We start from the raw sequence: 25,582 nt of genomic DNA on the forward strand, positions 1-25,582 counted from the left end.
ACCCCTTCCCATCCCGAACAGGACCGTGAAACAACTCTGCGCCGATGATAGTGCTGCAACCAGTGTGAAAGTAGGTTATCGTCAGGCTAGTTATATAAAGAAGCCCCTTCCAGTGATCTGGTCGGGGCTTTTTTGCGTCTGTGCGCGGCGGCGCGAGATACTTCTAAAACACGTAGGGCGGATTAGCGCAGCGTAATCGGCCAATGCGTGCGCCGCCGACCGCTCTTAGATGGCCGATTACGGCGTTCCGCCTAATCCGCCCTACGTGTCTCCGCGTCATGCCGGCGCCGCTTATCCAGATACTCTGGCGCCGATTCCCCTCCGCTTGCCCCGCGCTCCCGTACCAAAAAGTATCGAGACTTGGTTTTTCAGTATCGGAAAGTATCGGAGGCCGATGATACATTGCAGGGGTGGTGCTAACAGGCGCCGCCCCGACAAAAAATCATAAAATCTGGAGACATCACCATGAATCGTATCGCCCTCAGTGCGTTATGCGTTGGTCTTTTATGCGCCGCTAGTGCCGCATTCGCCGCCACCGACCTGGTCATCGCCACCGTCAACAACGGCCACATGATCGAGATGCAAAAACTCGGCAAATTCTTCGAGCAGGCCAATCCCGATATCAAGCTCAAATGGGTCACGCTGGAGGAGGGCGTGCTGCGCCAGCGCATGACCACCGACATCGCCACCAAAGGCGGCCAGTTCGATCTGATGACGATCGGCATGTACGAGGCGCCGATCTGGGCCAAGAAGGAATGGCTGCTGCCGATCAAGCCGGATGCCGCCTACGACGTCGACGATCTGCTGCCGACGATACGCGAGGGCTTGTCGCTGAACGGCCAGCTGTACGCCGCGCCGTTCTACGGCGAGAGCTCGATGATCATGTACCGCGCCGACCTGGTGAAAAAAGCCGGCATGACGCTCGAGGACCGGCCCAGCTGGGACCAACTGCGCGCGGTGGCGGCCAAGATCCATGATCCGGCCAACGGCGTGTACGGCATTTGCCTGCGCGGCAAACCGGGTTGGGGCGACAATATGGTCTTGCTGACCACCATGGCCAACTCCTACGGCGGCCAGCTGTTCGACATGAAATGGCAACCGCAGTTCACCAGCAAGCCGTGGCGCGACGCGCTGACGATGTACGTCGACCTGATGAAGAAATACGGGCCGCCCGGCTCGTCGTCCAACAGCTTCAATGAAATCCTGGCGATGTTCAACGAAGGCAAGTGCGGCATCTGGATCGACGCCACCATCGCCGCCTCCTTCGTCAGCGATCCGAAACAGAGCAAGGTGGCCGACAAGGTCGCCTACGCGCAAGCGCCGATCGCCGTCACCGAGCGCGGCGCCAACTGGCTGTGGGCCTGGGCGCTGGCGATACCGAAAAGCTCCAAGCACCCGGACGCGGCGCAAAAGTTCATCAACTGGGCCACGTCCAAGGACTACATCAAGCTGGTGGCCAAGGAAACCAGCTGGGCCAACGTCCCCACCGGCACCCGCAAGTCGACCTACGCCACGCCGGAATTCGTGAAGGCGGCCAAATTCTCGGCCGCGGAAGGCAAGGCCATCGCCACCGCCAGTCCCAAGCAAAACACCTTGCCGCCGTCCCCCTACATCGGCGTGCAATACGCGGCGATCCCGGAATTCCAGGCGATCGGCGTGGCCACCGGCCAGCAGATCACCGCCGCCCTGCTGGGCAAGGTGACGGCCGACCAGGCGCTCGAGAAGGCGCAACAGGCGGCCGACCGCGAGATGCGCAAGGCCGGCTACTACAAATAGCCCGGGCCTCGCGTCCACACTGATAGCCAGACGGACCGCCGGCATCGCCGCGCTCCGCCGGCACCCGCACGCACCTTGAGATTACCCATGAAACGACTGATACCTCGGACCTTGCTGACGCCGGCGGTGCTCGCCATCGCCGTCATTTCCATCGTCCCGCTGCTGATCACGCTGTACTACTCGCTGGTCAAATTCAGCCTGCTGGCGCCGGGCGAACACCCGTTCCACGGACTGGAGAATTTCTACTTCTTCTTCACCGACGGCGCCTTCCTGCCGGCGCTGCACAACACCTTTGTGCTGATGTTCTCCGTCATGCTGATCACCGTGCTGGGTGGCGCCGCCCTCGGCCTGCTGATCAACGACGCCTTCCCCGGCCGCGCCATCGTGCGCGTGCTGCTGATCTCACCGTTCCTGGTGATGCCGGCGGTGAACTCGCTGATGTGGAAGAACATGCTGCTCAATCCCATCTACGGCCTGTTCGCGCAGGTCAGCCGGCTGTTCGGCCAGACCCCGGTCGACTGGCTGTCCGAGTATCCGCTGCTGTCGATCATCATGATGGTGTCGTGGCAGTGGCTGCCGTTCGCCTGCCTGATCTTCATGACGGCGCTGCAGTCGATGGACCGCGAGCAGCTGGAGGCGGCCGGCATGGACGGCGCCAACTACCTGCAGCAGCTGCGCTACCTGTACATCCCGCACCTGGGGCGCGCGGTGTCGGTGGTGCTGATGATCGAGATGATTTTCCTGCTGTCGGTGTTCGCCGAGATCTTCACCACCACCGGCGGCGGCCCCGGCTTCGACACCACGACGATCACGTTCATGATCTATCAGCAGGCGCTGCAATCCTACGACATCGGTGCCGCTTCGGCCGGCGCACTGTTCGCCGTGCTGCTGGCGAATATCGCCGCCTTCTTCCTGATGCGCGTCATCGGCAAGAACCTGGCCAAATAAGGAGACCGCGATGCACAAACCCACCACCCCGCACGTCCGCACCGCCGCCGCCTGGTTCTGCGCGCTGCTGCTGTTCTTTCCGATCTTCTGGCTGGCGCTGATGGCGTTCAAGACCGAGGCCCAGGCCATCTCCACGCCGCCGCTGCTGTTCTTCTCGCCGACGTTGCAAAGCTTCCGCGACGTCATGGCGCGCGACCACTACGCCGGCTACGCGATCAACTCGCTGCTCACCAGCGTGCTGTCGACGGCGGTCGGGCTGGCGATCGCGCTGCCGGCCGCGTACTCGATGGCCTTCTTCCCCACGCGCGGCACGGTCGGCCTGCTCAAGTTCGTCCTCAGCTCGCGCTACATGCCCGGCGTCGGCGCGCTGATGCCGATCTATATCTGCTACCAGTATTTCGGCCTGCTCGACAGCCGCGCCGGACTGACCTTCATGTTCATGCTGATGAATTTGCCCATCATGATCTGGCTGCTCTACACCAGCCTGCGCGAGCTGCCGCGCGAGATCCTGGAGGCGGCGCGCATGGACGGCGCCAGCGTGGTGCACGAGTTCCGCCACATCGTGCTGCCGCTGTCGACGGGCGGCATCGCCTCCACCGCGCTGGTGTGCATGGTGTGGGCCTGGAACGAGTCGTTCTGGTCGCTGAACCTGGGCGCGGCCAACGCCGGCACGCTGGCCTGGCTGATCGCCTCCTACTCCAGTCCGGAGGGCCTGTTCTGGGCCAAGCTGTCGGCCGCCTCGCTGATGGCGATCGCGCCGATCATGGCGCTCGGCTGGTTCTGCCAGAAGCAGCTGGTGCAGGGCATGACGTTCGGCGCCGTCAAATAAGCGCGGCAACCATCAACATAGGACAGTAACCATGGCTTACCTGCAACTCAGTAATATCGAAAAATTCTTCGGCGAGCACCACGCCATCAAAGGCATCGACCTCGCGATCGAAAAGGGCGAATTCGTGGTCTTCGTCGGCCCGTCCGGCTGCGGCAAGTCGACCTTGCTGCGCATGATCGCCGGGCTCGAGACCATCGACAAAGGCAGCCTGCTGCTGGACCGGCGCGACATCACCGCGCTGCCGTCGTCCAAGCGCGACCTGGCGATGGTGTTCCAGTCCTACGCGCTGTATCCGCACATGACGGTGTTCGAGAACATGTCGTTCGCGCTCAAGCTGGCCGGCGTCGACCGCGCCGTGATCCGCGACAAGGTCGACAAGGCCGCCGCCATCCTCGACCTGGGCAAGTACCTGCAACGCACGCCGAAAGACCTGTCGGGCGGCCAGCGCCAGCGGGTGGCGATCGGGCGCGCCATCGTGCGCGATCCGAAGGTGTTCCTGTTCGATGAGCCGCTGTCGAACCTCGACGCCGCGCTGCGCGTGCAGACCCGCATCCAGATCGCCAAGCTGCATGCCGAGCTGGGGGCCACCTCGATCTACGTCACCCACGACCAGGTCGAGGCGATGACGCTGGCCGACCGCGTGGTGGTGCTGCGCGACGGCCAGATCGAGCAGCACGGCACGCCGCTGGAGTTGTACGACCGTCCCGCCAACCGCTTCGTGGCGCAATTCATCGGCACTCCCAGTATGAACGTGGTGCCGGCGGCCGACCTGCCGATGCTGGCCGCGCTGGCCGGAGGCGCCGCGCGTCGCGACGGCTTCGTCGGCATCCGCCCGGAGCACGCGCGGCTGTGCCCCGTCGAGGGCGACGCCGCCCCGGGCAGCCTGCCGGCGACGGTGGAACTGGTCGAATCGCTGGGCGTGGAGACGCTGGTCTACGCGCGCCTGGAGAACGGGGTGCAGATCGTCACGCGCAGCGGCGAGCGCACCGGCCTGCAACCGGGGAACCGCACGCGCCTCTACTTCGACCCCGGCGCCGTGCACCATTTCGACGCCGCCGGCAAAACCTTCGCGGCCGCGAGCGGGGTGCCGGCATGAAGGCGCTCGCCCTGAACCAGGCCGCGCTGGCCGCCTTGCCGCCGGATGTCGCCGGTCCCGGCTACGCGCGCGAGGATGTCGCGCGCAGCATCGTCCATATCGGCGTCGGCGGATTTTTCCGCGCCCACCAGGCGGTGTACCTGGACCGCCTGCTGCACCTGCCCGGACAGCATGAATGGGGCTATTGCGGCGTGGCCCTGCTGCCGCACGACGCGGCGATCCGCGACGCCATGCTGGCCCAGGATTGCCTGTACACGGTGGTCGAACGCGGCGCGCAAGGCGATGCGGCGCGCGTCGTCGGTTCGCTGCTGGAGTTCCTGTACGCGCCGGACGACGCCGAGGCGGTGCTGGAAAAAATGGCCGATCCCGGCACCCGCATCGTCGCGCTGACGATCACCGAGGGCGGCTACTACATCAACCAGGGCAATGGCGAATTCGACGCCGCCCATGCGGACATCGCGCACGACCTGGCGCATCCGCTCACGCCGCGCTGCTCGTTCGGCTATCTGGCCGAGGCCCTGCGGCGACGGCGCGAACGCGGCTTGGCGCCGTTCACGCTGATGTCGTGCGATAACCTGCAAAACAACGGCGATGTGCTGCGCAAGATGCTGCTGGCCTTCACCGCGCTGGGCGATCCGGCATTGAGCGAGTGGGTGGCGCACAACGCTGCTTTCCCCAACAGCATGGTCGACCGCATCACGCCGGCCACCACCGACGAGCACCGCGCGTTGCTGCGCGAGCGCTTCGGCCTGGCCGACGCCTGGCCGGTGATGACCGAGCCATTCCTGCAATGGGTGATCGAGGACCATTTCCCCGGCGGGCGGCCGGCGTGGGAACTGGTCGGCGCGCAGATGACGGCCGACGTGCTGCCCTACGAAAAAATGAAACTGCGGCTGCTCAACGCCGGCCACCAGTCGCTGTGCTATCTCGGCATGCTGTTCGACTACGAGTACGCGCACGAAGCGATGGCGGACGCCGGCATCCGCCAGCTGTTCAGCGACATGATGGACATCGAGGTCACGCCGTTGCTGCCGGCCGTCGAGGGCATCGACCTGGTGGCCTACAAACGCACACTGATCGAGCGCTTTTCCAATCCGACCATCCGCGACCAGCTGTCGCGCATCGGCACCGAGGGATCGGCGCGCATCCCGAAGTTTGTGCTACCGTCGGTGCGGGAGCAACTGGAACGGGGCGGGCCGATCGCCCGCCTGAGTTTTACCGTGGCGTGCTGGTTCCGCTACCTGAACGGCCGCTCCGAGTCGGGCGCGCAGATGCCGCTGATCGACCCGCACGGCGAGCGTTTGCGCGGGCACGCGCTGCGCGGCGGCGCCGACGCCGGCCCGCTGCTGTCGCTGCGCGAATTGTTCGGCGAGCTGGCCGACGAGCCGCGCTTCACCGCGCAGGTGCGCGAGGACCTGGCGCGGCTGTACCGCGACGGCGCGCGCGCCGCGCTGGACCACGTGTTGGACGCCAAGGAGTAAAACCATGTATATGGGCATAGACCTGGGCACGTCCGAGGTGAAGGTGCTGCTGATCGACGCGCAGCAGCGCACCGTCGCCAGCGCGCACGCGCCACTGGCCATCAGCCGGCCGATGCCGCAATGGTCGGAGCAGGACCCGGCCGACTGGTGGCTCGCCACCAAGACCGCGATCGATACCGTCGTCCGCGAGCACCCGCTGGCGATGGCGGCGCTGCGCGGCATCGGCCTGTCCGGCCAGATGCACGGCACGGTGCTGCTGGACGCGTCGGGCCGGGTGCTGCGCCCGGCCATCCTGTGGAACGACACCCGCGCCGGCGCCGAATGCGCGGAGCTGGAACGGCGCGCGCCGGACCTGCGCCATATCACCGGCAACCTGGCCATGCCCGGCTTTTCGGCGCCCAAGCTGCTGTGGGTGGCGCGCCATGAGCCGGAACTGTTCGCCCGCATCGCCACCGTGCTGCTGCCCAAGGACTATCTGCGTTACCTGTTGACGGGCGAATTGATCTCCGACATGTCCGACGCATCCGGCACCTTGTGGCTGGACGTGGCGCGGCGCGACTGGTCCGACGCCATGCTCGAGGCCTGCGGCTTGCGCCGCGCGCACATGCCGCGCCTGGTGGAGGGCACGGCGCCGGGCGGCATGCTGCGCGCCGCGCTGGCGCGCGACTGGGGCATCGCGGCGCCGGTGGTGGTGGCCGGCGGCGCCGGCGACAACGCCGCCAGCGCGGTGGGCATGGGCGTGGTGGCTGCGGGCGACAGCTTCATCTCGCTGGGCACCTCCGGCGTGTTCTTCGCCGCCAGCGACGCCTACCGGCCCAATCCCGCGCAAGGCCTGCACACCTTTTGCCACGCGCTGCCAGGGCAATGGCACCAGATGGGGGTGATGCTGTCGGCCGCCAGTTGCCTGCGCTGGGTGACGGCGCTGACGCATGCCGCCGACGAGGCGGCGCTGCTGGACGAGGTGGAGAAGGCGGGACCGGCGCTGCGCGCGACGGCGCCGCTGTTCCTGCCTTACCTGTCGGGCGAGCGCACGCCGCACAACGACGCGCTGGCCAGCGGCGTGTGGCTCGGCCTGCGGCACGACACCGACCGCGCGTCGCTCGGCTATTCGGTGCTGGAGGGCGTGGCGTTCGGACTGCGCGACAGTTACCTGGCGCTGCGCGACGCCGGCGGCGACGTGCGCACGGCGGCGCTGGTGGGCGGCGGCAGCCGCAGCCGATACTGGGCGCGGCTGCTGGCCAGCGCGCTCGATGTGCCGCTCACGCTCAATAGCGGAGGCCAGGTCGGCGCGGCGCTGGGCGCGGCGCGGCTGGCGATGCTGGCGGCCGATCCCGGCCTCGATGTGGCGCGGGTATGCGTGGCGCCAGCGGTGCTCGAAGCGATACCGCCGGAACCCGAATGGCGCGCCGCGCTGCTGCCGCGCCACGAGCGTTTCCGCGACTTGTACCGGAAGGTGCGGCCTTTGTTTTGAAGCGGATCGGCTTTGCTATACTCGTTTGGCGCAGCACATACCGAGGAGAGGAGGGACAGCGACATGCCACCCAAGAGCATACACCGCACACTGGAGCTGGAACACGATTGCGCGCGCGACGCGAGCGAGGGGTTCGAGCCGAATGGACGATACGGTTTCATCCGCTACCTGGAGCATGGCTTCCCCAGCTCCCTGGTGCGCTGGCATTATCACGACGAGTACGAGCTGCATCTGATCTGCGCCAGCAGCGGCAAGGTGTTCGTGGGCGACTACATCGGCCAGTTCTCCCCCGGCCACCTGGTGCTGACGGCGCCGCGCATCCCGCATAACTGGGTCTCGCTCGACACGCCGGCCGAAGGCGTCAAGCTGCGCGACATGGTGATCCAGTTCACCCACGCGCCGCTGGAGCAGATGGCCGGCGCCATCCCGGAGGTGAAGAGCATCATGCCGCTGCTGAACCGCGCCACCCACGGCATCGAGTTCTTCGGCATCAGCGACCAGGCCAGGCGGCGCTTCGAGCGCATCCGCGACGGCAAGGGCCTGCCGCGCTTCATCGAATTCCTCACCTTGCTGGGCGAGCTGGCCGACAGCAGCGACTACCAGCTGCTGTCGACCGTGCCGATGCAGTCGTTCGACGACGACGACGCGCTGGCGCGCATCAGCTCCGCCGTCGATTTCATCGTGCAGAACTTCAGCAGCCAGTTTTCGATGAGCGACCTGGCGCGCCAGCTCGGTATGTCCGAGCGCATGTTCACCCGTTTCTTCCGCACCGCCACCGGCAACAGCTTCACCGATTTCGTCAACCGCCTGCGCGTCAACAAGGCCTGCCAGCTGCTGATGGAAACGGAGCGCTATGTCACCAACATCTGCTACGACGCCGGCTTTAACAATGTCGCCAATTTCAACCGGCGCTTCCTGGAACTGAAGGGCATGACGCCGAAGGAGTTCCGCCAGCAGGCGTCGGGCCGATTCGGCGCCTGACAGGTAGAAGAGTATCGATTATCGCGCCCGCAGTATCGGTTTCGGCGAGGCGCCGCTGCTAGACTTTCTTTCACGATGCAGATGACTGTATCGACGATAACGAAAGGAGATCCGCATGAATCGTCTCGCTTCCCGCCACGCCTTGCTGACCGGCGCCGGTGGCGGCATCGGCCTGGCCGTGGCCGAGGCCTACCTGGGCGAAGGCGCCAGCTGCACCGTGGCCGACCTGGCGCCGCAAGCGCCGCCCGCCCTGGCCGAGGTGATGGCGCGCCATCCGGCGCAGCTGCAGTACGTGCAGGCCGACGTCACCAGCGCCGAATCGGTGCGCGAGTTGCTGGCCGCCGCGCAGCGCCGCTTCGGCCCCATCGACATCCTGTTCAACAACGCCGCCGTGTTTGACATGGCGCCGCTGCTGGAATCGGATCTGGCGATGTACCAGCGGCTGTTCGACGTCAACGTCAAGGGCATGTTCCTGGTCATGCAGCAGGTCCTGCAAAGCATGCGCGATGCCGGCCGCACCGGCGCCATCGTCAACCTGGCGTCGCAGGCGGGCCGCCGCGGCGAGGCGCTGGTGGCGCACTACTGCGCCAGCAAGGCGGCCGTGATCAGCTACACCCAGTCGGCGGCGCTGGCCATGGCGCCCCACGGCATCCGCGTCAACGGCATCGCGCCGGGCGTGGTCGACACGCCGATGTGGAACCACGTCGATTCGCTGTTCGCCCGCTACGAAGGTTTGCAGCCGGGCGAGAAGAAAAAGGCGGTCGGCCTGGCCGTGCCGCTGGGCCGCATGGGCACGCCGGCCGACCTGGTCGGCGCCGCGATCTTCCTGGCCTGCGACGACTCGGCCTATATCACCGCCCAGACGCTCAACGTCGACGGCGGCAGTGTCATGAGCTAGACGCTCTTTTCTTTCCCCCCGGTAGCAAGCGGCGCAGCGCCTGTCGACGGGCGCGGCGGCGGGACCCGCACGTCCGTCGAAAACAAAAAAACCATAAAACCGGAGACAAACATGAAACAACCGATGCAACAGATGCGACTGGCGGCGCTGCCGCTGACCCTTTCGCTGGCGCTGGCCATGGCCAGCGGTGGCGCCGCCGCCCAAGCCGGGCAGGACGCCGAAGGCTTCCACGGCTACTTGCGCGTCGGCGGCGGCACGTTCACCGGCGGCGATCGCGGGCCGCAAGGCTGCTACGGCCTGGGCGGCAACACCCACAAGTACCGGCTGGGCAACGAGTGCGATTCCGATTTCGAGGGCGGCTACACCAAGGAGATCGCCGAATCGGACGGCGTGCGTTACGTCGCCACGCTGTGGATGATCGCCTACGGCAACAAGTCCGGCTTCCGCGACGCCGAGTTCGATATCTTGAAGGGCTATGTCGAGGCCAAGGGCCTGGACTTTTTGCATGGCGGCACGGCCTGGATCGGCAAGCGTTACTACAACCGTCCCGACATCCACATGATGGATTTCCAGTACATCAATTTCAGCGGCACCGGCGCGGGTCTGGACAAGATCCAGGCCGGCCCCGGCAAATTCTCCTACGCCTTCTTCAAGGATAACGATATCAACATCCTCGCGGCCGATGGCGCCGTGATCGGTACCACGTCCGCCACGCGCCAGAACCTGATGTACCAGGACTTGCCGGTCAACGCCGGCGGCACCGTCGACGTGGCCGCGTCGGTCATCACCGCGCAGGGCGGCGAGACGGCGGGCGCCCGGCACAACGGCTGGCAACTGTCGGCGTTTCACAAGCAGGCCGATGTGTTGGGCGGCGCCAACAACTTCGGCGTGCAGTACGGCGTGGGCCCGGGCACCGGCATCGGCGGCGACCACGGCGGCATGGGCTCGTCCGGCAGCACGCTGCTGGGATCGGACGTGACGCGCGCGCGCGTGTTCGACAACCTGTGGATCCAGCCTACCTGGAACTTTGGCGTGGAAATGGTGGCGCTGGTGCAAAAGGACAAATCCGACGCGGTCGGCTCGAGCACCTGGACCTCGCTGGGCGTGCGCCCGGTGTATGCGTTGACCAAAAACCTCAAAGTGGTGATGGAGCTGGGCACCGACCGCGTCACCTCGCCGACCGGCGGCGCGGCGCAGCGGCTGACCAAGGTGACGTTCGCGCCGACCATCTCGGCCGGCCCCGGACTGTGGGCGCGCCCCGAGTTGCGCGCCTTTGTCACGTACGGCAAGTGGAACGACGCGGCCACGGCGGCCGTGAACGCCGCCAACAGCGGCGGGCCGGTGTACAACAACCGCACCAGCGGCACCTCGGTCGGGTTCCAGGTCGAGACCTGGTTCTAAGCCGGGACGGCGAGCCCGGGCGTGGAGGAGCCGGTGCGCCAGCCGCGCCGGGTGCTTTTTTTTGGGCCGACATTTCTGCATTACAATATGGTTCATATTGGAGTGCAACCTTATGTCACGTTTCGCGGCGCGTACGGCTCGGTTTTGCGGCTTGCTTCTGCTGGCGCTGTGTTCGCTCGCCCACGCGGCCCCGCTGAGCTTGCGCTTCGAACATCTGGGCGTCGAGCAGGGGCTGACGCAGGAGTCCATCACCCGCGTGCTCCAGGACCGCCAAGGCTATCTGTGGATCGGCACCCAGGCCGGCCTGAACCGCTTTGACGGCTACCGCGTCACCGTGTTCAAGAACGACCCCGGCAATCCGCACAGCCTGCTGGACAATTATGTGCAGGCCTTGTACGAGGACGCCGCCGGCCGCTTGTGGGTCGGCAGCAAGGGCGGGCTGGACCGGTACGACCCGGCCACGGGCGGCTTCATCCACCAAACCATCAAGGCCGGCAACCTGGCGGTGATCCATATCATCGGCGACGGCGGCGACGGCCTGTGGCTGGTCACCAGCGAGGGCCTGCTGCATCTTGACATCAAGAGCGGCCGGGTGCGCACGCTGCGGCACGCGCCGGCCGATCCGGACAGCATCTCCGACGACCGGGTCAACGCGGTGGTGCGCGACAAGTCCGGTAATCTGTGGATCGGCACGGCCAGCGGGCTGGAGATGCTGCCGCCGGGCGCCGCCAAATTCGTCCATCTGACGCCGCGCTCCGGCACGGCGCCGTCCAACAATATCACCGCGCTGTCGGTCGGGCCTGATGGCGTCGTCTGGGTCGGCGCCATGGCCGGCCTGCAGGCGTGGCGGGCGGACGGCGGCACGCCGCGGCGCCTGCCGTCAACGGCGTTCGGGGGCTTGGGCGATCAGCGCGTGAACGTCCTGTTGCACGACAGCGGGGGCACCTTGTGGGTCGGCACGCACGAGGACGGACTGAAACGGCGCGATCCGGCCAGCGGCGAATTCCACAGCTACCGCTGGGATAGCCTGAACCGTCACGGCCTGAGCGACAACCAGATCACCGCGCTGTACCAGGACCGCACCGGCACCCTCTGGGTCGGCAACTGGTTCGCCGGCCTGGACTGGGTGGACCTGGACAGCGGCGGCTTCGAACGCTATTCCGAGTCGTCCGGGGTGCTGCCGGGCGTGAGCAACGGCAAGGTGCGCGCGATCAGCGGCGCCGGCGACAACAAGCTCTGGCTCGGTTCGTCCGAGGGCCTGACCCGGCTCGATGTGACCAAACGCACCGTCGAGGTCTGGCACCGCGACGAGCACGATCCCGCCAGCCTGCCGGGCGACACGGTGATCGCGCTGGCCACCGACCGCAAGGGGCGGCTGTGGGTCGGCACCTCGACCGGCCTGGCCCGGCGCGATCCGCTCACCGGCCGCTACACCCGGGTGCACTTCGACGCCGACACCAGTTCGCTGTCGGTCCAGCGCCTGATGGTCGACAAGGCCGGCGTCATCTGGGCCGGCACGCGCGCCGGCCTGCACCGCATCGATCCGGACACCGACGCCGTCACCACCTATCGCGCCGATCTCGACAATCCGGACAGCGTCGACGGCCGCGTGTACGCGCTGCTGGAGGACCGCCAGGGCATCTTGTGGATCGGCACGGAGAACGGCTTGAACCGCTTCGACCGCGCCACCGGAAAATTCCGCCACTACCGCCACGACCCCAACCAACCCGACAGCCTGAGCCACAAGCGGGTGCCGTTCATCTTCGAGGATAAAAAGGGCGTGCTGTGGGTCGGCACCGCCGCCGGCTTGTGCCAGGCCTTGCCGCAGGCGGACGGCGACCTGCGCTTTCGCTACTATCCGGGGCAGAACGGCGGCGCGGTCGACCCCATCGGCGCCATCCTCGACGACGACCAGGGCCGTCTATGGATCAGCACCACCGCCGGCATCTCGATGTTCAATCCGGACACCGGCGTGTTCAAGCAATACACCGCCAAGGACGGCCTGATCGACGGCTCCTATTTCATCGGCTCGGCCTACAAGGGCCCGGACGGCACGCTGTACTTCGGCGGCCTGGCCGGCATGACCGCGTTCAAGCCGGCGGCCGTGCACGACAACACGCGTCCGCCGCAGATCGCCATCACCGACTTTTTCATTTTCAACGAATCGATCGTCAGCGACACGCCGCGCCCCGACGTGCTGCCGAAGGGATCGCTGGGCGGCGCCGGCACGCTGACCTTGAGCCATCGCGACGTCATGTTCTCGATCGAGTTCGCCGCCTTGCATTTCGCCGATCCGCAGCGCAACCGCTATGCCTACCAGCTCGAGGGTTTCGATCCGCAGTGGGTGGCGACCGACGCCGGCAAGCGCTTCGCCACCTATACCAACCTGGACCCCGGCCGCTACGTGTTCCGCGTGCGCGCCGCCAACAAGGACGGCGTCTGGAGTCCCGCGCCGGCGGAGCTGACGTTGATCATCACGCCGCCGTTCTGGAAGATGTGGTGGTTCCGGCTGCTGATGGTCGGCGTGGTGGTGGGCGCGGCGTACTTGCTGTTCCGCATACGCATCCGCATGCTGATGCGGCAAAAGCAGGCGCTGGAGGAGGAGGTGGGCAGCCGCACGCGCGAGCTGGTGCTGCAGAAGGAATCGATCGAGCGCCAGAAGCACGAGGCCGAACTGCAGAAGGAAAGCGTGGAGTTGGCGCATCGCAATATCTCGCTGCTGTCCGATATCGGCCGCCGCATCACGGCCAACCTCGACAGCGAAGCGATCATGACCATGCTCTACCAGCAGGTGCACGCGCTGATGGACGCGAGCGTGTTCGGCATCGGCATTTACCGGCCCGAGCAGGAATTGATCGAGTATCCGTTCGCGATGGAGAACGGCAAGCGCTACACGCCGTACACGCGCAGCATGCTCGAGCCGAACCAGCTGGCGGTGTGGTGCATCAACCATGCGGAGGAAGTGTTCATCAACGACCTGGAGCAGGAGTACGGGCGCTACATCGCCAACCTGGCGCTGGTCTCCGGCGTCGACAACATGGGCACGCTCGAAGACGGGTCGCTGCCGACCGAGCCGCGGTCGCTGATCTACGTGCCGATCTCGGTCAACGGGCAGGTGCGCGGCGTCATCACCGTCCACAGCTACCGCGCGCACGCCTACCACCGCATCGATCTCGACATGTTGACCACGCTAGCCTCGTATGTGGCGGTGGCGTTCGCCAACGCCGATTCGTACCGGCAGTTGCAGGACACGCAGCAGCAACTGGTCGAGCGCGAAAAGCTGGCCGCGCTCGGATCGCTGGTGGCCGGCGTCGCGCACGAGCTCAACACGCCGATCGGCAACAGCCTGGTGATCGCCAGCACGCTCGAGGACAAGACCGCCGATATCGAGCTGCGCCAGAACAGCAACGTGCTGCGCCGCTCCGATTTGACGCAATTCATCGAGGCCGCGCGCGAGGCGTCGACCTTGCTGATGCGCAGCCTGCGCAACGCCGCCGAGCTGGTCAACAGTTTCAAGCAGGTGGCGGTCGACCAGGCCAGCGCCAAGCGGCGCCATTTCAACCTGCACCAGGCCAGCCAGGAAATCGTCACGACGATGAAGAACCAGATCCGCAAGGCCGGCCACCAGGTCGATCTGGAGATGCCGGACGATATCGAGATGGACAGTTTCCCGGGGCCGTACGGCCAGGTCATCATCAACCTGATCAACAACGCCCTGCTGCACGCGTTCGACGGGCGCAGCGGCGGCGTGATCAGGCTGTGGGCGGTGCGGCTGGGGCCGGAGCGGGTGCGGATCGTGTTCCAGGATGACGGCGCCGGCATCGCCATCGAGCATCAGGCGCGCATCTTCGATCCGTTCTTCACGACCAAGCTGGGGCAGGGGGGCAACGGGCTGGGGTTGAGCATCACGTACAACATCGTGACGTCGCTGCTGGACGGCAGCATCCGGGTCGACAGCGTGGTCGGCGTCGGCACGCGGTTTACGATTGATCTGCCGCTCAAGGCCAGCCTGGCCGGGGACTGAGTAACGTTAGGGGCCGGACTGCGCGATGGTGGACAGGCCGCGCCGGGCCGGACCGACGGTGCCCATCACCTTGCCCCGTTTGGATGCGGACGCCCCGGCTGGCGCGGCGCGCCCCGCGTGATCGGCCAGCTTGAACACGCCCACCACGCGCGACAGGCTGTCCGACTGATGCTTCAGACTCTGCGCCGCCGCGGCGGCTTCTTCCACCAGCGCCGCATTCTGTTGCGTCACATTGTCCATCTGGCCGATGGCCTCGTTGATCTGCTCGATGCCGGTGCGCTGTTCGTTGCTGGCATTGGTGATTTCGCCGATGATGGCCGAGACCCGCTGCACGCTGGCAACCACCTCGTTCATCGTCGCGCCGGCCAGATCGACCAGCTTGGCGCCGTTCTCCACCTTGCCCACCGAATCCCCGATCAGGGTCTTGATCTCCTTTGCCGCCGCGGCCGAGCGTTGCGCCAGATTGCGCACTTCGGCGGCGACCACCGCGAAACCACGACCTTGCTCGCCTGCGCGCGCCGCTTCCACCGCCGCGTTCAAGGCGAGGATGTTGGTCTGGAAGGCGATGCTGTCGATCACGCCGATGATGTCGACAATTTTTCTCGACGATTCATTAATGGAGCCCATCGTATCGACCATTTGCGACATCACGTTGCCGCCTTCGCTGGCCACCGAGGAAGCGCAGCGGGCCAGCTCATGGGCGTGAGCGGCGTTGTCGGCGTTGTGCTTGACGGTGGCGGTTAACTCTTCCATCGAAGAGGCGGTCTCCTCCAGCGAGCTGGCTTGTTCTTCCGTGCGCGACGACAGGTCCAGATTGCCGGAGGCAATTTGGGCCGATGCCGTGGCGATCGTTTCGGTGCCGGCGCGGACTTGGCTGACAATATTGATCAGGCTCGTTTGCATCTGCTTGATCTGCACCATGAGGCTGGTCGTGTCGCCGTCGCGCACTTTCACCAGGGTGGACAGATCGCCCCCGGCAATGGCCTGCGCCGTGGCCGCCGCGTCCGCCGGCTCGCCGCCAAGAAGTTGGATGACCGAGCGGCTCAGCAAATGGCCGAGCAACAGGCCGACAACGGACATGACCGCAAGCGCTGTGTAACTGAGTACCTGGGCCTTGTTTGCTTGCACGAGCGTTGCGTTAGCCACCGCAGTGGCGGTCGCGGCAAAATCCTCGGATGCCTCCGCCAACAACTTGACCGGCTCCCGATCCATCCCCGCCACGCGGGCGTCACCCTGGGTGTGGTCGAAGCCGCTGGCCTTGAACGCCTCCAAGCCTTCCCTGTATTTCCGTCCCATCAGCGCGTGCGCCGCCGCAAACTTGCTGATGTACTCGTGGGCCTTTGGATCGCCGATGGTGTCGAGAAGTTGCTTGGTACCCAGCGCCACAAGCTGCTCGCTTTTCTCGAAGTCCGCCCAGTATTTCTCCAGTGCTTTGGAGTCCTTGCCCCGCAATAGCGTATTTTTCCAACCTTGAATCTGTTCTCTGAAAGCCAGGTTGATCGCATTGAGCTGCCGTTCATGCTGGACGGCGGCGGCTACATCGATGCGGAAGGTGTCGAGCGCGCCATTGAGCCGGCTGAAGCCGAGCATCGCTGCCGCACCCATCAATAGAACCAACAGCGTGATCGTCAGTGGCAGCTTTACACCCAGCCTCATCGTGTTCCAGTTCATCTGTTTTTCCTTGCCTAATTGCAACTGCCCATGGCTGTTCTGTCCCGGGTAATGTTGCGTTTCGGAATGCCCAAGTTATTATTGCAGATAATTTGAACAACGAAAGTTAAACTTGATTAATTTAGTTGTAATTGAGAAAAACTTGAGCGCGCGGGAGCGGCGGCCGCGCGCGGCGGGGCGGCGCCGGCCGGGAACCGGAGCAGGCGATGGCTTGGCAGGGGGAAATCGAAGGGAGAACAACAGGGGCGGATGAGCGGACTTGGCCCGCCAATCCGCCCGGATCAGGTCATTACGGGCTAGACGCCCCAGATGATGCTCTCGTTTTCCTGCTTGGCCGAGCGCAGCATCTCCAGCAGCGGGTAGGCGCGCGCGTGGAAACCCACGCGCTGCATGACGGCATGTTCCACCGTCTCGTTTTCTTCCTTCTCGTGCGCGTGGACGTCGTGCTCGACATCGTTTTCAGGATGGAGTTTGCTTTCGGCCACTTCGTGCTCGAGCACCGACAGCGCCTGCTCCGCCTCGGCGGCGGTGATCACGCCGCGCGTGGGATTTTTATGCAGCAGGTCGAGGATGCGCTGGGCGTGCTCCTGATACATCAGGACTTCAGGGCTGGATTTGGATTTGAAGGCAATTAACATGATGCGCTTTCTTAGTATTATTGATGAAAAGGTCCTACGGTGCGCCGAATGACCAGGCAGCGGCGTGCCGTTGCTGTTCACATTAGGTTGTCGGGGAAACTTTACAAGATACGAACTCAGCTGTATGGACGGTATCGCACATCAGTTAAGCATCTTTTAAGCCAGCCCCCCGAATTCAGATCAGTTTGAAGGAGCTGAACCAGGTTTCCACCGTGTCCCGCACGATGTTTTTCTCGCGGCCCATGACGATCACCTGATAAACGCGTTTATCTTTGGCAATAAAACGCCCGATCAGCAGCATGGGCTCGCCATTCCGGTTCCCCTTCGCCTCGACATCGAGCACGGTTTGCGCGCCGCTCGCCGACGCCGCGCTCTTGGTCACGGTGGCGGCGATGTTGTTGACCAGCGCCGTCTTCATCGCCTCGAGCGCGGCCGGCGCGCGGGCCGCGTCGGCCAGCTGCGCGCTGCCGACCGCGAACACCACGCCGTCGACCTCGGCCGCCGTCATCGTCATGTTCACGTCCAGCTCGCCGAGCTTGATGGCGCGCGTCTGGCTGGCCGGCTTGGCGGGGAACAGCACGGCGTACGGCGCGTCGTTGGCGCGGTAGTCGCGCCAGTCGTATTGGGGACTGCAGGCGGACAGCGCGGCCGCCATCAGCAACGCCAGCGTGAACTTTTTCATGGTGCCTTCGCTTTCTTCTTTTTACGTTCGTCGTCGTCGCGTTTCCACTCGTCGATATGGGCTTGCTGGCGCAGCACGCGGGAGCCCGGATCGATAGTATAGAGCGCGTTGGCCGGCAAGGTCAGTTCGCCGCGGCCGCCGCTCATCGGCAACTGGACGATGCGCTCGCCCTGGTCGTCCAGGATGCGCACCTCCAGCGGCATCGGGAACGGGCCGCCATCCTTCAGCTTCCAGCTCAGCCGCAGCGTGTCGCCGTCGCGCGCCTCGACCAGCTCGGGCAGGGCCGCGTGGTACAGATAGGCGTCGAAGAACCAGTTCAGGTCGCGGCCGGCCATCTGGTTGACGATGGCGATGAACTCCCTGGTGCTGCTCCAGCGCGGCTGGAAGTTGCCGGGAGCCGGCGTGTCGGTGCCGTAGACCATGCGGCGCGTGGCGCGGAAGAAGGCGTCGTCGCCGATCAGGTTGCGCAAGGTGTGCAGGATCAGCGATCCCTTGGTGTAGATGTCGTTGCCGGGGCCGCCGCGCTCGTCGTCGTAGACGTCCTCGATGCGCTGCGGCTTGCCGCTGACCACCGGCGCCTTGTTGAGCAGCGACTTGCGGTGGTTGAACAGCTCCGCCTGGAATTCCCTGTCGCCGCGCAGCCATTGCAGGTACAGCGGCTGCATGTAGCTGCCGAAGCCCTCGTGCAGCCACATGTCGTCCCAGTCGGCGTTGGTCATCTGGTTGCCGAACCATTCGTGCGACAGCTCATGGTGCAACAGCCAGTCGTAACCGTAGGGCGATTTCAGGTAGCCGTTGCCGTAGGCGTTGATGGTCTGGTGTTCCATGCCCAGGTGCGGGGTTTCGACGACGCCCATTTTCTCGTCGCCGAACGGGTAGGGGCCGATGCGGCGCTCGAAGAAATCGAGCATCGGCGCGAATTCGCCGAACAAGCCCCTGGCCTGGCGCTCGTGGCCCTTCAGGTACCACAGCCGTAGCGGGATCGTGTTGCCGTAGCGGCTGGCGTAGTCGCCGGACAGCAGCTCGTACGGCCCGATGTTGAGCGCCACGCCGTAGGTGCTGGGATGTTTCGCGCGCCAGTGGTAGGTGCGCCAGCCGTCCCGCTCGTCCATGCCGAGCGCTACGCCGTTTCCGGCCACCACCAGCGGCGCCGGCACGCTGATGTGAAGGTCGATCAGTGTGGGCTTGCCCATCGGATGGTCGATGCAGGGCCAGAACAGGTCGCAGCCTTCGCCTTCGACGGTGGTGGCGATCCACGGTTGGCCGTCCTCGGTGTGGCTCCAGACGAAGGCGCCATCCCACGGCGCGCGCTTGGCCACGTGCGGCACGCCGTGATAGCGGATGCGCACGGTGGCGCGGGCGCCGGCCGGCAGCGGTGACGGCAAGGTCAGGTAAAGGCGGCCGTCGGGGTTGCTGATCGCCGACGGCGCCAGCGCCACGCCGTCGACGCTGGCGCCGTCGAGCGGCAGGTTGCGATCGAGTTCGACGGCGATGCGGGCCAGCGGCGCCGGGGTGTCGCCGTTCACGAGGAAGGTCAGCGAGGCGTCGCCGCGGATGCTGCGCGTGGCCGGATCGACGCGCAGCGCCAGGTCGGCCTTTTCAAACGTGACCGCAAGTTGCTCCGGCGCGCGCGGGGCGCCGGAGTTGGCGGTGAAGTCGGTCAGCGGAAGCTGGGTGCTGGCGCAGCCGGCCAGCAGCGCGCCGGCGGCGAGGCGGGCGGCGAAATACAGGGGCGGGCGTGTCATGGGAATTCGGAGCGGTTGATGTTGATCAAGCAATATAGCAGTAAGCGCTACCAATAGTCCCCGACTGTTGGTTGGCAGCCTCATCTTCAGCGAAAAGTTGTCGGAAAGTGCGTGCTGCGTCTTTTTTTTGGCGCCTGCCGAGAAGCTTTCTTGTTACTATCCGGAAAACACATATCGCAGTGTTGGACCGTTAAGGTTCTTTCCATCTCGCGCCGCGTCCCCCGACCCCTGGGACGGCGTCGTTTTCCCCGCGCCCCGATTCCTGCCGCTTGCCGCGCAAGCATTGTCGTCCCGCCTGTCCGGCGCGCCGGCGAGCGCTTGCTTACTACAGCGTACGAGTTGCCCTGGCCACTCGGAAATGGAATAGATCATGAAAATTACAAATCTAAAAATCGGCACCCGGCTGGGCCTTGGTTTCGGCGTGGTGATCCTGTTGTTGCTGGTCGTGGCGTTCATCGCCGTCAGCCGCATCAACCTGATTAACAACAAGACGGAGGAGATACTGAACGACCGTTACGCCAAGGTCATGCTGGCCAAGGATATACAGACCGAGGTGAACCTGCAGGCGCGCTACCTGCGCAACGCCATCATCGGCGCCGACGACCCGGCGGAGGTCAAGTCGTCGCTGGCCAAGCTCGAGGCGTCGGTCAAAACCAACGGCGAGCATGTCGCCAAGCTCAAGAGCATGCTGAACACGGACAAGGGCAACGAACTCTTCAAGGCCTTGAGCGAGCGCCGCGAGGTGTACGGCACGGCGCGCGCGGTCAGCGTCAAGCTGCTACTGGACGGCAAGGGCGACCTGGCCGGCAAACACGTGCTCAAGGAGCTGCGTCCGGTGCAGAACGCGTTCTTCGACGCCATCGATGCCATGGCGGATTTCCAGGAGGCGCTGATGATCAAGTCCGGCGAGCAGGCGCGGGCGGAGGGCACTTTCGCGGTGCGCACGACGATCGCGCTGTCGGCGCTGGCCGCCATCGTCGCCGTGCTGATCGGCTGGTTCATCACGCGCTCGATCACGCTGCCGGTCAACCGCGCCGTGGCGCTGGCGCAAACCGTGGCCGCCGGCGACCTGAGCAGCCGCATCGACGTGGACAGCCAGGACGAGATCGGCGCGTTGCTGCAGGCGCTCAAGGAGATGAACCACAGCCTGAACGACATCGTCGGCCAGGTGCGCAGTAGCACCGACGAGATCGCCACAGCGACCGCGGAGGTCGCCACCGGCAATATGGACCTGTCGTCGCGCACCGAGCAGCAGGCCAGCGCGCTGGAGGAGACCGCCTCGTCGATGGAGGAATTGACCTCGACCGTCAAGCAGAACAGCGACAACGCGCGCCAGGCCAACCAGCTGGCGGTGTCGGCCGTTGAAGTGGCGCGCCAGGGCGGCGCGGTGGTGTCCGACGTCGTCACGACGATGGGCCAGATCAACGAGTCGGCGGCCAAGATCGCCGACATCATCGGCGTCATCGACGGCATCGCGTTCCAGACCAACATCCTGGCGCTGAACGCGGCGGTCGAGGCGGCGCGCGCGGGCGAGCAGGGCCGGGGCTTCGCGGTGGTGGCGTCCGAGGTGCGCAACCTGGCGCAGCGCTCGGCCGGCGCGGCCAAGGAGATCAAGACCCTGATCAACGATTCGGTCGAGCGGGTCGACGCCGGCAACAGGCTGGTGGCCAAGGCCGGCACGACGATGACCGAGGTGGTCGCCAGCATCCAGCGCGTGACCGATATCATGGGCGAGATCAGTTCCGCCAGCCATGAGCAGGAGGTCGGCATCGAGCAGATCAACCAGGCCGTCGCCGAAATGGACACGGTGACGCAGCAGAACGCCGCGCTGGTGGAGGAGGCGGCCGCCGCGACCGGCGCGCTGGAACAGCAGGCCGCGCACCTGGCCCAGGTGGTCAGCGTGTTCAAACTGGACATGGGCGCCCGCGCGGCGGTGCCGGCGGCGGCAAGGCCGTCCAACCCGGCGCATCTGCGCACCCCGAGGCTGGCGCTGGTCGGCTGACGACGGGCGCCGCCTGAACGGCGGCGCCGCCCCCTCGATGCAACGACCGCCTGAACGGCGCGGCCCGGCCGCGCCGTTCGCCGTTTACGCTGGCAAAAGGCGGTGATGCCACCCGGACGGCGCCGTCCTAGTTATTTTTATCTACGCATTTGTACTAGACAAACATGGGGTTTTTTTTGATACTATATGGAAATTAGTTATCAGGACGCAAAATCTTGGCGCCGAGTCGGACGCCACTTTTGTGTCGGTCCCCCGCATCCCCGGGATGAATCCCTGTATCCGCGCCCCGGAATTGGCGCAATCACCGCCTTGCGCCTGTCTGTGGTGGCGGTTCCTGCTTCTCAATCTTCGCGCGTCAAGCGCTGGCGGGCAGCGTCACGCTAACTGGACAATAGAATGAAAATCTCAAATCTGAACATTGGAACCCGGCTCGGTCTTGGTTTTGGGGTGGTGGTGCTGCTGCTGGCCACCGTCGCTGTCATTGCCGTCACGCGTATCCATCTGATCAACCAGGCGACGGAACGGATCCTGAACCAAAGCCACGTCAAGCTCATGCTGACCAAGGAAATCCAGACCGAGGTCAACCTGCAGGGGCGCTATTTGCGCAACGCCCTGATCGGCGCGGCCGATCCGGCGGAAGTGAACACGTCGCTGGCAAAACTGGATGCCTCGCTAAACAAGAATACGGCGAACTTCAATCAGCTTGGCGCCATGCTGACGCTGGAAAAGGGCCGGGCACTGTTCAAGGCCATGGGCGAGCGTCGGCAGGTCTATGCGCAAAAGCGCGACGTCACCGTCAAGCTGATCAAGGAGCGGCGGGCCGAGGAGGCCGGAAAATACCTGCTCAAGGATTTGCGCGTGGCGCAGAACGATTTTTTTGAGGCCATCAACGCCATGTCCGCGTTTCAGGAATCCCTGATGCGCAAGGATGGCGACCAGGCCAGCGCCGACGGCACCTTCGCGGTGCGAATGACGCTGGCGCTGTCGGCGCTTGCCGTCGCCGCCGCCGTGCTGATCGGCTGGTTCATCACGCGCTCTATCACGGTGCCGGTCAACCGCGCCGTGGCGCTGGCGCAAACCGTCGCCGCCGGCGACTTGAGCAGCCGCATCGACGTGGATAGCAAGGACGAGATCGGCGCGTTGCTGCAGGCGCTCAAGGAGATGAACCAAAGCCTGAACAATATCGTCGGCCAGGTGCGCGGCAGCACCGACGAGATCGCCACGGCCACCGCGGAGGTCGCCACCGGCAATATGGACCTGTCCTCGCGCACCGAGCAGCAAGCCAGCGCGCTGGAGGAGACCGCCTCGTCGATGGAGGAATTGACCTCCACCGTCAAGCAAAACAGCGACAACGCGCGCCAGGCCAATCAGTTGGCCGTGTCGGCGGCCGAGGTGGCGCGCCAGGGCGGCGCGGTGGTGTCGGACGTGGTCACGACGATGGGCCAGATCCATGCCTCGGCCGCCAAGATCGCCGACATCATCGGCGTCATCGACGGCATCGCGTTCCAGACCAACATCCTGGCGCTGAACGCGGCGGTCGAGGCGGCCCGCGCCGGCGAGCAGGGCCGTGGCTTCGCCGTGGTGGCGTCCGAGGTGCGCAACCTGGCGCAGCGCTCGGCCGGCGCCGCCAAGGAGATCAAGACCCTGATCAACGACTCGGTCGAGCAGGTCGACGCCGGCAACCAGCTGGCGGCCAAGGCCGGCACCACGATGACCGAGGTGGTCGCCAGCATCCAGCGCGTGACCGATATCATGGGCGAGATCAGCTCCGCCAGCCATGAGCAGGAGGTCGGCATCGAGCAGATCAACCAGGCCGTCGCCGAAATGGACACGGTGACGCAGCAGAACGCCGCGCTGGTGGAGGAGGCGGCCGCCGCGACCGGCGCGCTGGAACAGCAGGCCGCGCACCTGGCCCAGGTGGTCAGCGTGTTCACGCTGGACGCCGGCGCCCGCGCGGCCGCGCCGCTGGCGGCCAAGCCGGGGCCACGGCAGGCCGCGCGGCTGGCGCTGGCCGGCTGACGACGGGCGCTGCCTGAACGGCGGCGCCGCTCCCACGATGCAACCGCCGAACGGCGCGGCCAGTCCGCGCCGTTCGGCGTTTACGCTTGCAGCATGCATCGTGACGCGCCCAAACAACACACAGCTGCAGGACTTGCCGTGACGCAATGTGCACGGCCGCCATTGGGGCACCATCGAAAGGTCGCAGTGTCAATTGACCCCAAATGGAAACTATCATGAACATCTCCAACTTAAAAATCGGAACACGGCTGGGCCTGGGTTTTGGCGTGGTGGTCATTCTGCTGGCCGCCGTGGCGCTCGTCGCCATCAACCGCATCCACCTGATCAACCAGGCGACGGACCGGATCTTGAACGACAGCTTCGCCAAGCTGACGTTGTCCAGGGAAATCCAGACCGAGGTGAACGTGCAATCGCGCTTGCTGCGCAACGCCGTCATCGGTATGGCGAGCCCGGCGGAAGTGCGCGAGCAACTGGAAAAGCTGGACGTGTCGCTGAAGACGATTGAAGAGCATATGGGCAAGCTGGACGGCATGCTGACGCTTCCCAAGGGTAAGGAACTGTTCAAGACGCTAAGCGTGCACCGCGAGGCCTACACGGCGGCGCGCCTCGCCCTCGTCAAGCTGATCAAGGATGGTCAGACCGAGCAGGCCGCCAAATACGTCAGCAAGGAACTGCGCGCGGTGCAAATTCCCTATTTCAACTCCATCAACGCGATGGAGGATTTCCAGGAGTCGCTGATGAAAAAAGATGGTGAGGAAATCGCCGCCGACGGCGCGTTGGCGGTGCAATTCACGGTCATCCTGTCGGTGACGGCCGCGCTCGCGGCGGTGTTGATCGGCTGGTTCATCACGCGCTCGATCACGGTGCCGGTCAACCGCGCCGTGGCGCTGGCGCAAACCGTCGCCGCCGGCGACTTGAGCGGCACCATCGACGTGCAAAGCAAGGACGAGATCGGCGCGCTACTGCGCGCGCTCAACGACATGAACCTGAGCCTGAACAACATCGTCGGCCAGGTGCTCACCGGCAGCAGCGAGATCGCGACCGCGACGGCGGAGGTGGCCACCGGCAATATGGACCTGTCCTCGCGCACCGAGCAGCAAGCCAGCGCGCTGGAGGAGACCGCCTCGTCGATGGAGGAGCTGACCTCCACCGTCAAGCAAAACAGCGACAACGCGCGCCAGGCCAACCAGCTGGCGGTGTCGGCCGTCGAGGTGGCGCGCCAGGGCGGCGTGGTGGTGTCGGACGTGGTGGCGACGATGGGGCACATCCACGCCTCGGCCGGCAAGATCGCCGACATCATCGGCGTCATCGACGGCATCGCGTTCCAGACCAACATCCTGGCGTTGAACGCGGCGGTGGAAGCGGCCCGCGCCGGCGAGCAGGGCCGTGGCTTCGCGGTGGTGGCGTCGGAGGTGCGCAACCTCGCGCAGCGTTCGGCCGGCGCCGCCAAGGAGATCAAGACCCTGATCAACGACTCGGTCGAGCAGGTCGACGCGGGCAACAAGCTGGTTGCCAAGGCCGGCACCACGATGACCGAGGTGGTCGCCAGCATCCAGCGGGTCACCGACATCATGACCGAAATCACGGCGGCCAGCCGCGAGCAGGAGGTCGGCATCGAGCAGATCAACCAGGCCATCAACGAGATGGATTCCGTGACACAGCAGAACGCCGCGCTGGTGGAGGAGGCGGCCGCCGCGACGGCCGCGCTGGAAGGGCAGGCCGCGCATTTGACCGAAGTGGTGGGCGTGTTCAAACTCCAACACGAGCAGACGCGCGGCGCGGCGGCGGCCCACCAGGCCCAAGCGCGGCCGGCACGCCGGCTCGAAGCCGTCCCCCCGGCCAGCGGCGCAAAAAACCCGTTAAGACACGTAGGGCGGATTAGCGCAGCGTAATCCGCCATGCATGCGCCGCCGCCAGCGC

General features: G+C 65.5%; 17 protein-coding genes. 13 read left to right on the forward strand and 4 right to left on the reverse strand.

What is annotated here, in order from left to right:
- Positions 1-465: 465 nt before the first annotated feature.
- From JOD97_RS32000 to JOD97_RS32045, 10 genes are all read left to right on the forward strand, one after another.
- Positions 466-1,776: a sugar ABC transporter substrate-binding protein gene (locus JOD97_RS32000; protein WP_209726863.1), complete on the forward strand. Its 1,311-nt coding sequence runs from the start codon at positions 466-468 to the stop codon at positions 1,774-1,776.
- Between the two features lie 87 nt (positions 1,777-1,863).
- Positions 1,864-2,724, forward strand: a complete 861-nt coding sequence (locus JOD97_RS32005) for a carbohydrate ABC transporter permease (RefSeq protein WP_209726864.1) — start codon at positions 1,864-1,866, stop codon at positions 2,722-2,724.
- 10 nt (positions 2,725-2,734) lie between these two features.
- Entirely contained in the window at positions 2,735-3,553 is an 819-nt protein-coding gene (locus JOD97_RS32010; RefSeq protein ID WP_209726865.1) for a carbohydrate ABC transporter permease, read from the forward strand.
- A 31-nt stretch (positions 3,554-3,584) separates the two neighbouring features.
- Positions 3,585-4,649, forward strand: coding sequence for an ABC transporter ATP-binding protein (locus JOD97_RS32015; protein WP_209726866.1), 1,065 nt, complete (start codon positions 3,585-3,587; stop codon positions 4,647-4,649).
- Positions 4,646-6,130: a mannitol dehydrogenase family protein gene (locus JOD97_RS32020; protein WP_209726867.1), complete on the forward strand. Its 1,485-nt coding sequence runs from the start codon at positions 4,646-4,648 to the stop codon at positions 6,128-6,130. The genes JOD97_RS32015 and JOD97_RS32020 overlap by 4 nt, the downstream gene beginning before the upstream one ends.
- Before the next feature lie 4 nt (positions 6,131-6,134).
- Positions 6,135-7,601 (forward strand): xylulokinase, encoded by a 1,467-nt coding sequence (xylB, locus tag JOD97_RS32025; protein WP_209726868.1) that lies wholly within the window; start codon positions 6,135-6,137, stop codon positions 7,599-7,601.
- Between the two features lie 63 nt (positions 7,602-7,664).
- The gene (locus JOD97_RS32030) at positions 7,665-8,582 is read left to right on the forward strand and encodes an AraC family transcriptional regulator (protein WP_209726869.1); all 918 of its coding nucleotides are present in this window, start codon (positions 7,665-7,667) and stop codon (positions 8,580-8,582) included.
- Between the two features lie 115 nt (positions 8,583-8,697).
- A complete protein-coding gene (locus tag JOD97_RS32035; RefSeq protein ID WP_209726870.1) occupies positions 8,698-9,480 on the forward strand; it encodes an L-iditol 2-dehydrogenase in 783 nt (260 codons plus the stop codon).
- Between the two features lie 111 nt (positions 9,481-9,591).
- Entirely contained in the window at positions 9,592-10,881 is a 1,290-nt protein-coding gene (locus JOD97_RS32040; protein ID WP_229264879.1) for a carbohydrate porin, read from the forward strand.
- Positions 10,882-10,993: 112 nt separating this feature from the next.
- On the forward strand, positions 10,994-14,905 hold the full coding sequence (locus JOD97_RS32045) for a two-component regulator propeller domain-containing protein (RefSeq protein ID WP_209726871.1): 3,912 nt from the start codon (positions 10,994-10,996) through the stop codon (positions 14,903-14,905).
- Positions 14,906-14,911: 6 nt separating this feature from the next.
- On the opposite strand, the gene JOD97_RS32050 is transcribed toward JOD97_RS32045, so the two are convergent.
- The 4 genes from JOD97_RS32050 to JOD97_RS32065 all read right to left on the reverse strand — a co-directional run bounded on the left by JOD97_RS32050 (position 14,912) and on the right by JOD97_RS32065 (position 19,641).
- A complete protein-coding gene (locus tag JOD97_RS32050; RefSeq protein ID WP_209726899.1) occupies positions 14,912-16,561 on the reverse strand; it encodes a methyl-accepting chemotaxis protein in 1,650 nt (549 codons plus the stop codon).
- 311 nt (positions 16,562-16,872) lie between these two features.
- On the reverse strand, positions 16,873-17,214 hold the full coding sequence (locus JOD97_RS32055; RefSeq protein WP_209726872.1) for a DUF1840 domain-containing protein: 342 nt from the start codon (positions 17,212-17,214) through the stop codon (positions 16,873-16,875).
- A gap of 175 nt (positions 17,215-17,389) precedes the next feature.
- Positions 17,390-17,896 carry a hypothetical protein gene (locus tag JOD97_RS32060; RefSeq protein ID WP_209726873.1) on the reverse strand — a complete coding sequence of 169 codons (507 nt, stop codon included), beginning with the start codon at positions 17,894-17,896 and terminating at the stop codon, positions 17,390-17,392.
- Positions 17,893-19,641 (reverse strand): M1 family metallopeptidase, encoded by a 1,749-nt coding sequence (locus JOD97_RS32065; RefSeq protein ID WP_209726874.1) that lies wholly within the window; start codon positions 19,639-19,641, stop codon positions 17,893-17,895. Before JOD97_RS32065 ends, JOD97_RS32060 begins: the two co-directional genes overlap by 4 nt.
- A gap of 370 nt (positions 19,642-20,011) precedes the next feature.
- On the opposite strand from JOD97_RS32065, the gene JOD97_RS33055 reads away from it, so the two are divergent.
- The 3 genes from JOD97_RS33055 (at position 20,012) to JOD97_RS33065 (ending at position 25,554) form a co-directional block, all read left to right on the forward strand.
- Entirely contained in the window at positions 20,012-21,643 is a 1,632-nt protein-coding gene (locus JOD97_RS33055; protein ID WP_209726875.1) for a methyl-accepting chemotaxis protein, read from the forward strand.
- Between the two features lie 396 nt (positions 21,644-22,039).
- Positions 22,040-23,662 (forward strand): methyl-accepting chemotaxis protein, encoded by a 1,623-nt coding sequence (locus tag JOD97_RS33060; protein ID WP_209726876.1) that lies wholly within the window; start codon positions 22,040-22,042, stop codon positions 23,660-23,662.
- A gap of 215 nt (positions 23,663-23,877) precedes the next feature.
- Positions 23,878-25,554: a methyl-accepting chemotaxis protein gene (locus tag JOD97_RS33065; protein ID WP_209726877.1), complete on the forward strand. Its 1,677-nt coding sequence runs from the start codon at positions 23,878-23,880 to the stop codon at positions 25,552-25,554.
- Positions 25,555-25,582: the final 28 nt, after the last annotated feature.

It is taken from the genome of Duganella sp. 1411 (genome assembly GCF_017833525.1).
Classification (GTDB): domain Bacteria; phylum Pseudomonadota; class Gammaproteobacteria; order Burkholderiales; family Burkholderiaceae_D; genus Rugamonas.

Coding starts and splice junctions, on each gene's coding strand:
- JOD97_RS33060 (WP_209726876.1), top strand. CDS start 22,040: ATGAAAATCTCAAATCTGAACATTGGAACCCGGCTCGGTCTTGGTTTT.
- JOD97_RS32065 (WP_209726874.1), bottom strand. CDS start 19,641: ATGACACGCCCGCCCCTGTATTTCGCCGCCCGCCTCGCCGCCGGCGCG.
- JOD97_RS32060 (WP_209726873.1), bottom strand. CDS start 17,896: ATGAAAAAGTTCACGCTGGCGTTGCTGATGGCGGCCGCGCTGTCCGCC.
- JOD97_RS33065 (WP_209726877.1), top strand. CDS start 23,878: ATGAACATCTCCAACTTAAAAATCGGAACACGGCTGGGCCTGGGTTTT.
- JOD97_RS32055 (WP_209726872.1), bottom strand. CDS start 17,214: ATGTTAATTGCCTTCAAATCCAAATCCAGCCCTGAAGTCCTGATGTAT.
- JOD97_RS32045 (WP_209726871.1), top strand. CDS start 10,994: ATGTCACGTTTCGCGGCGCGTACGGCTCGGTTTTGCGGCTTGCTTCTG.
- JOD97_RS32040 (WP_229264879.1), top strand. CDS start 9,592: ATGAAACAACCGATGCAACAGATGCGACTGGCGGCGCTGCCGCTGACC.
- JOD97_RS32050 (WP_209726899.1), bottom strand. CDS start 16,561: ATGAGGCTGGGTGTAAAGCTGCCACTGACGATCACGCTGTTGGTTCTA.
- JOD97_RS32015 (WP_209726866.1), top strand. CDS start 3,585: ATGGCTTACCTGCAACTCAGTAATATCGAAAAATTCTTCGGCGAGCAC.
- JOD97_RS32000 (WP_209726863.1), top strand. CDS start 466: ATGAATCGTATCGCCCTCAGTGCGTTATGCGTTGGTCTTTTATGCGCC.
- JOD97_RS32010 (WP_209726865.1), top strand. CDS start 2,735: ATGCACAAACCCACCACCCCGCACGTCCGCACCGCCGCCGCCTGGTTC.
- JOD97_RS32030 (WP_209726869.1), top strand. CDS start 7,665: ATGCCACCCAAGAGCATACACCGCACACTGGAGCTGGAACACGATTGC.
- JOD97_RS32005 (WP_209726864.1), top strand. CDS start 1,864: ATGAAACGACTGATACCTCGGACCTTGCTGACGCCGGCGGTGCTCGCC.
- JOD97_RS33055 (WP_209726875.1), top strand. CDS start 20,012: ATGAAAATTACAAATCTAAAAATCGGCACCCGGCTGGGCCTTGGTTTC.
- xylB (WP_209726868.1), top strand. CDS start 6,135: ATGTATATGGGCATAGACCTGGGCACGTCCGAGGTGAAGGTGCTGCTG.
- JOD97_RS32020 (WP_209726867.1), top strand. CDS start 4,646: ATGAAGGCGCTCGCCCTGAACCAGGCCGCGCTGGCCGCCTTGCCGCCG.
- JOD97_RS32035 (WP_209726870.1), top strand. CDS start 8,698: ATGAATCGTCTCGCTTCCCGCCACGCCTTGCTGACCGGCGCCGGTGGC.